General features: G+C 37.6%; 17 protein-coding genes. 8 read left to right on the top strand and 9 right to left on the bottom strand.

Annotated elements, in window-relative coordinates:
* Positions 1-47: 47 nt before the first annotated feature.
* Positions 48-1157: a M24 family metallopeptidase gene (locus VMUT_RS00990; protein ID WP_013603568.1), complete on the bottom strand. Its 1110-nt coding sequence runs from the start codon at positions 1155-1157 to the stop codon at positions 48-50.
* Between the two features lie 53 nt (positions 1158-1210).
* Here VMUT_RS00990 and VMUT_RS00985 point away from each other — a divergent pair, with 53 nt between their 5' ends.
* Both VMUT_RS00985 and VMUT_RS12170 read left to right on the top strand, forming a co-directional pair.
* Positions 1211-1921, top strand: coding sequence for a hypothetical protein (locus VMUT_RS00985; RefSeq protein ID WP_013603567.1), 711 nt, complete (start codon positions 1211-1213; stop codon positions 1919-1921).
* A gap of 77 nt (positions 1922-1998) precedes the next feature.
* Positions 1999-2496, top strand: coding sequence for a helix-turn-helix transcriptional regulator (locus VMUT_RS12170; protein ID WP_083805456.1), 498 nt, complete (start codon positions 1999-2001; stop codon positions 2494-2496).
* Here the strand turns inward: VMUT_RS12170 and VMUT_RS00975 are convergent.
* Genes VMUT_RS00975 through VMUT_RS00960 form a run of 4 tightly spaced genes read right to left on the bottom strand, consistent with a single transcriptional unit; the run spans position 2473 to position 4806 of the window.
* Positions 2473-3345 (bottom strand): PfkB family carbohydrate kinase, encoded by an 873-nt coding sequence (locus VMUT_RS00975; RefSeq protein WP_013603566.1) that lies wholly within the window; start codon positions 3343-3345, stop codon positions 2473-2475. The two genes, VMUT_RS12170 and VMUT_RS00975, sit on opposite strands and share 24 nt — an antisense overlap.
* Complete coding sequence (locus VMUT_RS00970) at positions 3345-4070, bottom strand: hypothetical protein (protein ID WP_013603565.1); 726 nt, start codon at positions 4068-4070, stop codon at positions 3345-3347. Before VMUT_RS00970 ends, VMUT_RS00975 begins: the two co-directional genes overlap by 1 nt.
* Positions 4071-4122: 52 nt before the next feature.
* The gene (locus VMUT_RS00965; RefSeq protein ID WP_013603564.1) at positions 4123-4554 is read right to left on the bottom strand and encodes a hypothetical protein; all 432 of its coding nucleotides are present in this window, start codon (positions 4552-4554) and stop codon (positions 4123-4125) included.
* 36 nt (positions 4555-4590) lie between these two features.
* Positions 4591-4806 (bottom strand): hypothetical protein, encoded by a 216-nt coding sequence (locus VMUT_RS00960; protein ID WP_013603563.1) that lies wholly within the window; start codon positions 4804-4806, stop codon positions 4591-4593.
* 106 nt (positions 4807-4912) lie between these two features.
* On the opposite strand from VMUT_RS00960, the gene VMUT_RS00955 reads away from it, so the two are divergent.
* From VMUT_RS00955 to VMUT_RS00940, 4 genes are all read left to right on the top strand, one after another.
* The gene (locus tag VMUT_RS00955) at positions 4913-5128 is read left to right on the top strand and encodes a hypothetical protein (RefSeq protein ID WP_148224612.1); all 216 of its coding nucleotides are present in this window, start codon (positions 4913-4915) and stop codon (positions 5126-5128) included.
* 16 nt (positions 5129-5144) lie between these two features.
* Entirely contained in the window at positions 5145-5705 is a 561-nt protein-coding gene (locus tag VMUT_RS00950) for a hypothetical protein (RefSeq protein WP_013603561.1), read from the top strand.
* 84 nt (positions 5706-5789) lie between these two features.
* Entirely contained in the window at positions 5790-6683 is an 894-nt protein-coding gene (locus tag VMUT_RS00945) for an ATP-grasp domain-containing protein (protein WP_013603560.1), read from the top strand.
* 58 nt (positions 6684-6741) lie between these two features.
* Complete coding sequence (locus VMUT_RS00940; protein WP_013603559.1) at positions 6742-6954, top strand: hypothetical protein; 213 nt, start codon at positions 6742-6744, stop codon at positions 6952-6954.
* 9 nt (positions 6955-6963) lie between these two features.
* On the opposite strand, the gene VMUT_RS00935 is transcribed toward VMUT_RS00940, so the two are convergent.
* On the bottom strand, positions 6964-7623 hold the full coding sequence (locus tag VMUT_RS00935; protein ID WP_013603558.1) for a PRC-barrel domain-containing protein: 660 nt from the start codon (positions 7621-7623) through the stop codon (positions 6964-6966).
* Between the two features lie 254 nt (positions 7624-7877).
* Here VMUT_RS00935 and VMUT_RS00930 point away from each other — a divergent pair, with 254 nt between their 5' ends.
* Positions 7878-8069 carry a chromatin protein Cren7 gene (locus VMUT_RS00930; RefSeq protein ID WP_013603523.1) on the top strand — a complete coding sequence of 64 codons (192 nt, stop codon included), beginning with the start codon at positions 7878-7880 and terminating at the stop codon, positions 8067-8069.
* A gap of 54 nt (positions 8070-8123) precedes the next feature.
* On the opposite strand, the gene VMUT_RS00925 is transcribed toward VMUT_RS00930, so the two are convergent.
* Genes VMUT_RS00925 through VMUT_RS00915 form a run of 3 tightly spaced genes read right to left on the bottom strand, consistent with a single transcriptional unit; the run spans position 8124 to position 10676 of the window.
* On the bottom strand, positions 8124-9344 hold the full coding sequence (locus VMUT_RS00925) for a DegT/DnrJ/EryC1/StrS family aminotransferase (RefSeq protein WP_013603557.1): 1221 nt from the start codon (positions 9342-9344) through the stop codon (positions 8124-8126).
* A 35-nt stretch (positions 9345-9379) separates the two neighbouring features.
* Positions 9380-9820, bottom strand: a complete 441-nt coding sequence (locus tag VMUT_RS00920) for a YkgJ family cysteine cluster protein (protein ID WP_013603556.1) — start codon at positions 9818-9820, stop codon at positions 9380-9382.
* A 1-nt stretch (position 9821) separates the two neighbouring features.
* The gene (locus tag VMUT_RS00915; protein WP_148224610.1) at positions 9822-10676 is read right to left on the bottom strand and encodes an eIF2B alpha/beta/delta subunit family protein; all 855 of its coding nucleotides are present in this window, start codon (positions 10674-10676) and stop codon (positions 9822-9824) included.
* 130 nt (positions 10677-10806) lie between these two features.
* Between VMUT_RS00915 and VMUT_RS00910 the strand changes: the two genes are divergently transcribed.
* A complete protein-coding gene (locus VMUT_RS00910) occupies positions 10807-11646 on the top strand; it encodes an ARMT1-like domain-containing protein (RefSeq protein WP_013603554.1) in 840 nt (279 codons plus the stop codon).
* The last annotated feature ends 167 nt before the right edge of the window (positions 11647-11813 follow it).

Raw genomic sequence — 11813 nt, 5'->3', positions numbered from 1 at the left:
TTAAAACATTACTTCTGTGTATGTTAAAACTTTTGATTTTCAATATATCAAAATAGATTTATGGGATATTTACTTATTGGTCTTGCGCCCGTTTCCGTAATTAATATTGTATCTTCAATCCTAATACCGCCGACGCCCTTAATGTAAACGCCCGGTTCCACTGTTATAACCTCGTTAGATCTTAGTTCCTCATCACTTAAGGGACTTATTGCAGGCTTCTCATGGACTTCAATACCAACACCATGCCCTGTACTATGTATGTAGTATGTGTCAAAACCGTACTCAGAAAGTACGTTTCTTGCAACTAGGTCAATATCCATAGCTTTTATGCCTGGTTTAACGGAGTTAGATGCCTTCCTAAAGGCTTCAAGTACTGCTAATGCAGCGTCCTTCAGTCTACCGCTTACTGATCCAATAGCAACAGTCCTTGTCATATCAGTACAATAGAGATTATATCTAGCACCAATATCTATCGTCACCAAATCGCCTCTTTTTATTACCCTATCTGTAAATACATGATGAGGGTATGCGCCATTCGATCCAGAGGCAACAATGGGCTTAAACGCAACATCCTCAGCCCCCCTACTAATCATTCCTTGATACAGCATTGCAGCTACATCCCTCTCCCTCTTACCCTCAAGTCCGCTTTTTAGGGCATCGTCAAGGGCTTCTTCAGTTATTCTCGTAGCCTCCTCAATCATTTTGACTTCATAATCATCCTTAACCTCTCTAATCCTTAGTATGGAGTCATTAATGTTTATTACCCTCACACCCACGGAATTAAGCTCCTTAGCTATGGAGGAGTCTGTATTATCAATGCCAATAATATTACTAGGCTTAAGACCGACCTCCCTAAGTAAGTAATCACCCAGGTTTTTAGATACAAATAATCTTTCTTCAGGTGTTCGTTGTGGTACCTCAACCGTGGAGTATCCAATGAGTGTTGTATCACCGTTAACCAAGTCCCGTATCCTATGGAAATCCAGCCTTGGAACTATTAATGTGGTATCCATTGATCTATTAATAATAAACATTAAACCACTATCAATACCTGTAAAATACTCAAGGTTTGGTTCATTGACTATAACAATTACGTCCAGGCTTAATTCGTCAAAAAGATTTGATACTTTCTTAATGCGATTCTTAATTATACTCACGCTGTGATTAAAAAGTTATACATTTTTAAATTACTTCTCTCTATTCAATATTAATGATTAGCTGGAGTATAGAGTCTGAGGATGCATTAATGGCTACGTATGTACGTAGATACTCAGTGCTTGGTAAGACAATAGAAATCAGGGTAGTATTTGATAAGGCAATTAATAAGTATAAACTGAGATTTATCTCGGTAAAGCCAGCAAACGAAATTGAAGTATCCCTACTCACAATATTAACACCTCATTTTAAGTTCTCAATAGATTACGTTCAGGATAATAAGGTTGCAATGCTATATCCAAGTCCAGAGGTTGAGTTATATGATGATCTACAAACAGTGAGTACTTACGTTGATTCACTAATCACATTAATAATTGAATTATTAAGTTATTCAAGCAATCCCCTGTTAAGGTCTGAGATAAATTATGAACTAGTGTCAAAGGGTTGGATACTTGATCTAAGCGATACCTTAATTAGTATGTTTAAGGTCTATGATACGAAGGTCGGTATAATCAGGGTATCGGTCGAACTCGAGCATCGGCAACTTGAACTAGGTAGGATAAGGGTTGATGTATTGGCCAGGGCAATAACCGCGTTGAAGTGCGTAGTTGATACCCTAGTTAATAAGGGATTCAATGCGCAAATAGTTTATGAGGATTTAGGTATAGCACATTTAGTTGGTGAGTTTCCCAGCCTTGGAATACTGACATTGGTAGCTTCGAAGATTGATGATATGATTAATGAAACCGAAAAAACATGTTCATAACTCTCCCTTAATCGATGTTATTATTTTCTATTTTATTTATATGGCTTATTAGGAACCAGAGTAATTTATAAATAAGTATGATATTTCTTATGCTTTGTATGACATTAATGAGCATATACAATTATTACCTTATTATTTCCATAGCTCTCATTCAATTTGCAGTACTATCATCACTCATCTATCAAGTATTCAAGGAATCAAAAAAGCCAATAGATAAGGAATCGGACAATTCTAGGATTAATAAATCATCCTCTACGATAAGTCAGTTAGAATTTGATACAGTAAATAGGAATAAGCAGGGCACTGTGGGTATCACCGAGTTAATTAATAATATAAATGAAGATGAAGTAAAGGTTTTATCCTTTCTATTAAATAAGGGCGGTGATGCCTATCAAGCCGAAATAGCCAGGGAATTGGAATTACCCAAGAGCACTGTTTCTAGAATAATCAGAAGACTACATGATAAGGGGTTAATAACGGTTAGAAGAGTTGGTAGGTTCAGTTATGTACAGGTAACGGATATTGATTATGTAAGCGACATAATCAGTAAACTAGGTTCTAATAAGTCGCATTGATAATTCGCTAGCAATTTTCCTAACGATCTCACTACTTATGAGACCATACGGTCCCTCACCCATTGTTTTGGCAACGGCAACTGCATTTGAGAAAATGAATGACCACTCAAGATCCTCACCTCTACTGAGCATGTAAGTCAATGTGCACGTTAATACATCACCCGCCCCGGTAGGATCCTTAACATTAACAATGCCGTTTGTTAAGATACGGAATTTATGATTATTACGCAATAGTACTGATCCATGAGCGCCCATTGTCAGTACTATAACCTTGCTTGGATACTTATTAACTATGTTGTCAAATACGTTCATTGGCGCATCATCAATACTGACCTTAACTAGGTCAGCACTTTCAATTATTCTTACTATATCATCAACATTAATCATCGAATTCACATAATTATTTTTGTCAAATACCCTGGAGAATCCCTGCAAGTCAACACCAACAAAGCCAACCTGGCTTCTTATGTACTGAAGAAGATCTAGACTTATCTCTCTAGCTATTGGATTTACCACAACTACATCAGGTAAGTCATGAAGGTCATCTATAGAAAAGTCCCTACATTTCGACAATAACCTTAATCTCCTTGTATCATCATAATAAGTTATTTCATACGATGTACTATTACAACTATCCAAGACACAAATCCTCTCTATGGGTATATTCCTTATTTTATAATCAATTATGTATTCATTGAAATCCCTACCAACTAATGTAATTGGTATTAAATCAATGCCTATCTGCTTTAGGTAGAATGAGCAGTATGTTGGTGCGCCACCTGGTGATTTTTTGCTTATTGATCCTCTTCTTATTATGTCAATGGCAGCATGGCCGAGGACTCCGAACATTACGTGCTCCTATTAACTGGAGTTAATAAATTATTAGGAATGAAGACATCGAGTATCATCTTAACAGAATGACCAATCCTACCCAATCTAACATCATTTATTACCCTAGAGGACTTTATTAACGTCATTATAACGTTTGTGAATTTATTAATTCCTTCTATTGTGGACACTAATGATACCCTAACCTCATTACCGCTGCTCTCCTTTACTATTATTAATCCATCATTACTATAGATCCTAACCTTACCTCTAATGTATTCTTTATAACCAGGGAACTTAATGCTGCTATTCGTTATTAGTCTTAGGTAAGCCGTGTATATCATAAAGCTGGACTTTATGTAGTTCATCAGTATAGCATCGGTAACACTTAATAGTTCGTTCATGGCATTACCTAAGAAACTAATGCCTCTCAGGAATTCCTCATTAATGCGATATCTAACGTATGACGCCTTACCATCCTTAATACTTAACTCATAAAGCGCTAACTCATCTCTTAATAGGGTGTAGACCTCAATGCCTGATAAATCACTCCAAGTAATGGGTTCTATAGGCTTACTATTTACGTAGGAGCCTTGATAAGGTATAATCATTATATAATTACCAGCTTCATTACATGATGTGATGAAATCAAGGTACTTATCCCTATGTGCAATACATAAAGTATCATTACTTAATCTCAGTGGTAATATGGGGTGCTTCCTCGTGATTAAAAACTTAGGCAACACGATTATTTACCGCCAACGGTATTTAATAGCCTAAAACTCAATTTTAACGATATTACTTAACTCTCTTAAGGAAGACTAATGGTCCGTACTTCTCAAGAATACCTGCTATTAAGCCTAATACGCCCTCGCTTTTGCTTGAGAAACCCACCACTCTTACGTCCTTATCACTTAGTCTAACGTAATGATCAAGGTCGAACCTGATAATGACCTCCTTAGGTCCAAAAACCACCTTAAACTTCACCTTATTCTCTGCAAGTCTTCTCACAGCATCCGCTGTTACTGATACTTGCTTAGGCGTTGGTTTACCTCTCGGACTTCTTTTCCGTAACTCACTGAATTCCTTCTTCGCTTCCTCATCCTTTATCTTAACAATCCCCTTAACATCATCAATAACTATAGAGTTGCCTTGATAATCAATGACCTCAAAGTTTTCAGCACTATTAACAATACTTACTAATTCATCCAGTGATACCTGCCTTGCCATATTTTACCTTGATAAGGTATAGGGAATTTAAATGCATTACGTATTAATGTAAGATAAAAACCTCCTATACTTACCATCATGCGTAATCAAATGCCTTATTGCATCACCTAAGTTGAAAAATAAGGCTCCGCATTCTTTGCCATCCCTTCCCCTGTACTTACACCTTATATGTGGTGCATTACCTTCATACACAATTTCCAGCAAGGGTCTTAACTCGGCCGGTATTTCAGGTAATTTCGCGTTATTACTCATTAATTTACCTGGATTACTAAGGAATATTTTAGTGCTTCGCTTATCGCTTGATCTTATTAATTGTTAAACATTTATTAATTAGTTATTTATTGATAAAACGACCTGAATGATACCGCAAAAGGATATCAAGAGTATGTTATCATCAGTACCATATTACAGTCTAAATCCTTACGTAAATAAATGCCCAAGTTGTGGATTTATAATGATTGTTGATGGTGAATGGGCCAGGGAGGATAATAGGCATAGGGTTAAATTAATTGAAAGGTCGCTCACATGCCCCAATTGCAAGGTCAAGATAAGGCAATATATATACCTCCAATAATTAGGGTGTTTAAGCCATGTATTCAGATGAAATACAGAGGTTAATTGAGAGGTCGTCGGTCTTCATGTTCGTCTCGGCAATCGCATCATTACTTTCAGTCATAATGGTCGTCATAGCGGCTGATTTTTTATCTAATGAGTTACCACCATCAATAGCAGTGAAGTATTTCCAAGTGCTTACGTTTCCTGGCTTAAATGCAGCGTCAGGTCTTATAGCATTATCCTCAGTAATGGCTGTAATTGGTGGTTTCATGGTATATATGGCTAGGTCTAGCTTGAATAGGAGAGAGTTTCTAGGATTGCCATCCATAATCACGACAAGTCTAGCTCTGCTCTTAATAGCATTAGTATCGGCGATTGGCATATACATTATTTATCAATACTATGTCGGGTTTACTGGCATGATTGGTCCTTTATTCCCTGGCACATTATCATTAATAATATCAATAATACTCCTAGCGATCTCAATCGTACTTACATTTTTATCTCTTATGATGATTAATGAATTAAGGAGAAGGTATTCACCACGTAGAGTAAGGAAGCGTCAACCTCCACCGCCTCCTTCACATCAAGTTTAGCTATGTAAAATGTAGTTTAGTAAAATTCTTCGTACATATTTTATGTTAAAAGATTTATAAATTAATTTAAATTGGGCACGGTGTATGCCTAATTCGGTCGTTATAATAGGCGATTCGCCAATACCAGATAGACCAAGCAGGGACTTAGTTATTTATGCAAGGGATTCAGGTCTAAATGCCACTTATGTACCTATTTCAAGAATATCAGTTAAGGTTGATAAGGACGGTCCTCTTACGGTCATTAGGGATAGACCATTTAAAGTTGATGGTGTTTTCCTAAGAAGCCTTGGCGTACTTATTGATGTGGAAACCTTCCTTAGAAGGATTATAACGATGAAGCTAATTGAGGAGAGTGGCACTGTGGTTATTAATCCACTTGATGGATTAATAAGAACCAGAAATAAACTTGAAACAACAGTCATACTAAAGAGTAAGGGTTTACCCGTACCTGATACAATAGGTACTGAGGACATATTATATGCATACGAAATGGCTAAAAGTATGAAGGACGTTGTAATAAAGCCGTTACAAGGATCAAGAGGCTATGGGGCTGTAAAGATTAGTGATGCGGATATAGCATTTCAGATTATGAAGACCCTGCTTACGTTTAAGAAACCGATATATCTACAAAAATATGTAGAAAAGCCTAACCGTGATATTAGGGTTATGGTAATTGATGGGGAGGTCTTTGGTTGCATGATTAGGGTTGCCCCAATTGGTCAATGGAAAACAAATGTTGCCCAGGGAGCTATTGGCAAGCCATGCATTAATACTGATAAAACGATTATGGAACTAGCAATAAAGTCTGTGGAGGTTCTTGACCTGATTTATGGCGGTGTCGATATCGGCGAGGGTAAGGATGGTTATGTAATCTTTGAGGTTAATGGTTCACCTGATTGGGCAGAACTAACAGCAGTTACTGGTAAAAATCCGGCAAAGGCCCTTGTGCTCTCTATGTTAAGGAGATTAAAGGCTTAATGCGTTATTCTGCATAAGGTTTATTTCTTCACTAATTAAACAATTTTCGTAGAGCCTTATGACCAGGTGGTTAATTAAATGTGATAGATGTGGCACGGAATCAATATTTAATGCTGGTTATGATCTAACGAATCTAGGGGGCAAACTATACATGTACTGCGAGAAGTGTAGAAGAAATACTGAGCATACGGTTCTTGGTTATTACGATGATGACACAAATGAATTCATACCTTTCGAGAAAGCATTATCATTTAAGTATAAATCACTGTGAATAAAGACCTTAATAGCACTCTTTCTCAAGGTCCATCCTTAATGAAAGCAATTCAGACCTGGTCTTCCTTAACTGGTTAAGTAATTCATCGAGACCTGTTAACTCATTCTTCTCATCATCACCTAAATCACCAACGACCTGTTTAATCATTAACTCGCTCTTCCTCTTCTCTGCATCACTTATTTTCCTATCTATTTCAGATAATGTATCATTTATTGCACTAATCTTATCATTACACTGCCTAATCCACTTAACCCTCTCCTTCTCAAGCCTATCTCTAATATCCCTATACAAGTCCTCCTTAATACCACCCTGAAGAAGTAGGTCGCTGAGTTTATTCAATTTATCCATGATATCCCTAAGCCTCTCCTTAATACTATTCACTTCATTCCTAAAAGTATTAACTAAACCCGTATATTCATCATTCAGCTTCTGAAAGACCACCTTATCCGTAGTAAACACAGCATTAACGTCATTAATATCAAATTCCCTAGTGCTTCCATCATTCATTTTAACGGTGATAGAGATGGGCTTTAAATCACCCTTATTCAATTTTATACTCACAACAGTGCCAATTACCTTACCATCACCAGTAACTACAGGCCTACCAACATACTTCCTAAATTTTTTCTCTACAGTCTTTGTCGAACTAAAGAATTTAAATACCATCGCTAGGATGAGTAGGTCTCAATATAAATAGGTATTATTCGGTAAAGCCCACGTATTCGAATAAGTATTACAGTGATTTTGAAACAGTAAAGATACTAAGTAAGTAGTGATAAACACATACCTTGCAAACATAAACGCATCATTTACTTTTAATATATACTCTTGTTTTTGTTTTTCGTTTCTTTTTCGTTTTATTCTTATGATTCTTTCTAAAGCGATATATTTATAAACCCGCGTTACAGACTAGACAACGTATGGTATCTCTAGAGGATCTGGCGAGGAAGGAGTATGAGGTTGAGGGTAGGAGGTTGAAGCCTAGTAAGGTTTGGAAGGTGCAGCCTAAGGGTAGGAAGGGCTTCGTAATGGCACTGTTCAAGACGCCCGATGGCAAGACAGTAAGAAAAGTCATAGCCAAGGTAGACGAACAAGGAAACATAATAACCTAGCGGAATAACTTCTCATAAATTAAAATAAAACTTCTTTTTATTTTTCAATTTCTTTCATTTCCTATAATAATTAAGAACACGCTTTATCGCTCTTGCAGTATCAACAGCATCCTCTGCTGTATACAACGGTCCAATAAGGATCGTCACCACACGCTCAGCCGCCCACTCAGCATTAGGTAATGGATTATAGGTTACCTTCCTACCGTAGAATGGGCAAGTCCAAGGGCAGCCCTTTCCATGACCCATCATATTAATTATTACTGGTTCCTTATGAAGAGGTATTGGATATGCTACGGTGGTTGCTTCAATACCCTCAGCCCTTAATGCCTCAACAATCCTATCCCTATTAGCCCTGAGTCTTTCAAGGCTTAACAGCACCTGGAATAAGTGCCATGCATGTCTAATGTATGGTCTTGGGTGTGGAAATTGAATAATGTCATTCTCAATGTCCTGCAGTTCCTCCATAAGAACCTTCGCAAAGTTCTCCTTACGCTTAATAATCTCCTCAATCCTCCTTAATTGCGAATAACCAAGTGCGGCTTGGAACTCAGTCATCCTATAGTTATAACCCAGCAACTCATAGTAATACTTTCCCGTTTCACCATGACTTCTTATTAACCGGGCTTTACTGGCAATTTCATCATCACTTGTAACCACCGCACCACCTTCACCTGTCGTTATGGTCTTCGTAGGATAAAAACTCAATGTACCAACATGGCCTATTGAGCCAACCATTTTACCCCTATAGATCGCGCCTAGGGCTTGAGCCGTGTCTTCAATAACGTATAATCCCCTTTCTCGTGCTATCTTCATAATTTCATCCATTTCAGCAGGATATCCAGCGAGATGAACAACAACAATTGCCTTAGTCCTGTCAGTAATGGCCCTCTCTATGGATGCTGGGTCTATGTTTAGTGTTTCTCTATCAATATCAGCAAATGTTGGTATTGCATTTGAATGTAGGATTGTTGTTGCTGATGCAGCAAATGTAAATGGTGTTGTGATTACCTCGTCACCCGGACCAATACCTATTGCTTTAAGAGCAACGTGAAGTGCCGCTGTACCATTAGAAACCGTTGCAGCATACTTAGTACCAAGGTACTTAGTCAATTCCTGCTCAAGCAATGTGTTCCATTTACCACCTATAGCGGATAATTGACCTGACCTAAGTACATCAATAACAAGATTAATATCCTCATCCGTTATCCAGGGTTTAAAACGAAGAGGTGTGAGCCTGGTTGGTTTTCCACCTTCAATTGCAGGTAAATCACTCATTTAATGAAAAGCAAGACCTAAGCTAATATAAACATTTACTGCCCATGGATCCTAACCTTAATCTTATATAATCTTGATAATGCTTCCTCAAGTGCCTTTGTTTCCTCAGGAAAGCTATCAAGCCCAATACTTTCATCAGAATTCATCGCATCACTAACCCACCTGCACTCCTTCGATATTAATACCTCACCTGTACTTGGATTATACAGTAATGGATACATCTTACAGACAAGAGGTTTCATCAGGTGTATCGTACATGCCTTATTCTCCCTATCATAGAACGGGCAATAACCCCTTATTAACCACCTATATACCTTTACACCATTAATTAATAACTCACGATACTTAATATCGAAGCCCCTAGCCCCAGCCAAGGCCTTTATTCTAACTAATTCATCCTCAAATAATATGGGTCCTCTCTCCTCATTATCAAAATAACAACAATCATCACACCTAAGACATTGGAAAACCCGCATCTCACTCACTTGGATTAAGAATATTATTAATAAAAAGCTCTCTCAAATTCTCAATATCCTCAGGCTTCGGTTTCTTAATAATACCATAATCCGTTACTAAATAATCAATTAAATCAAGAGGTACCTTATCAAATAATGGAGTACGTGTACTCAAACCAGCAATATTAACGTCTATCGAGTACACATCACCAACGCCACCAGCAGCGGCTTTATATGACTCAGAAATAACTACCGTATTCACATCAAACCTATGCGCAATGATAAATAGGGTTTCCGTACCAATCTTATTAAGGAAGTAACCGTCACTGTATAGTCCATCTGCTCCTGAAATAACGTAATTAGCATTCCTCATAAAAAATGCAATTGCTGAGTCAGGTATTGGTATTACATTACCTACGTGGCTTGAGTAATCCTTAACGGCCTGGGAAACCTCATCACCAGGTTTAGACTCCATTACATACAGGATCTCGAAGCACTTACCCCACCTAGAGAGGGCTGTCCTAACTGCAGAGCTATAACTAATGGTTATGGCCCTTGACCCACACATGACGGGGAACTTGTCCAGCTGCTTTTTCAAGCGTTCAAGGGTGGAGTCATACCAAGTCCTTAATTTACTAATGACATTACCTAGGTCTAAACCAGTGTTCAGTGCATGCTCAATAATATCAGCAAGATTTAGTATAGAAGCCATGCCAGGTCTAACGATCCTCAACTCATTAAGCAATACCCTAATGTCATTAGTACTAAGCCCATTCTCTAATGCGGTCCTAACGATATCAATACCCTCAAGGAAGTACCAAGACGCCCCATGGATCTTATCCTCCCTTAACTCTCTCAATAGCTCATTGATGCTCATACCCCCAGCTCTAATTAGCATAGACCTGGAATTAAAAACTGTGTCCCTATGCCATTAAATGCATTATTGATTAAGAATATAAAATAATTACTAAACAAACACTTATTAATCCAATACTTACTAGATATCGATGCTATATATAGAAACTCCCGAATGCATACTTTGTGCCCTGGAATCTAGGATACAGGAGGCAAAGAAATACGGAGTTAATGATTTAAATACGTACACGCACATAACGGTACACACATCAAGCCTGATACCAAGGGGTAGAACTCCACTCTTTATAGAGTCCTTCGAGTTAATAACGAGAATTCTGAATAATGATGATCCACATGCTGATGAAAAGAAGGAGCTTGAGGATACGGCATCGCTAATACTCCCTAGGATAATTAATGATGTTGGTAATGATATAGTAAGGTACCTTGAGGTTGCTGCCGCTGCAAATTCTGTTGATGTACCGATGAGGGATTACCAATTTGATATTGATGATTTTGTAAATAAAATTCTCGAGGAAGCCGTATGGATAAATACCTCTAAGGATGTGTTAAGGGAGTTATTAAGTGGCTTAAGGGATGTTGGTTATGTTGTTGATAATTCTGGGGAGTTTCAGGTAGATGCACTATTGATTAGAAGGTTATTGGATATGGGTGTTAGGGTTACGGTTTATGCCAGGGGACTGCCCTACGAGGTTGATGTAACCGCGGATTACGTGAGTAAGGTATTAGGGGATAGGGTGAGGGTTGTATCCACGGGTAATAGATACCCAGTATTTTACAATAGGGGTTTATGGCATGACTTAGGTGCTCATGATTTAATTATTTCTAAGGGTGTTGGTAATTTCGAGGCTTACCTAGAGAGTGAACTGAAACTGAGGGTCTTATTCCTGCTTAGGGCTAAGTGCGGACCGATGATTAGATTGCTTAAGGTTCCTAAGAATAGCCCTGTCGTTTATCTACGGGATGATAAATAGGTCCTTCATGACTAATATGTAACTATAGATCTATTATCATATACTATATATTTATAGATTATTCTTTTATAATGATAATATTGAAAAAGATCTTCATATTAATTATCATAATATTTTCATAATTACTATATATTTTAAATCGATTTATAGTAAAATTACGGTTGAAT

Origin of the sequence: Vulcanisaeta moutnovskia 768-28 (genome assembly GCF_000190315.1) — an archaeon.
GTDB lineage: Archaea > Thermoproteota > Thermoprotei > Thermoproteales > Thermocladiaceae > Vulcanisaeta > Vulcanisaeta moutnovskia.
This window is presented reverse-complemented; position numbering and strand designations above follow the sequence as displayed.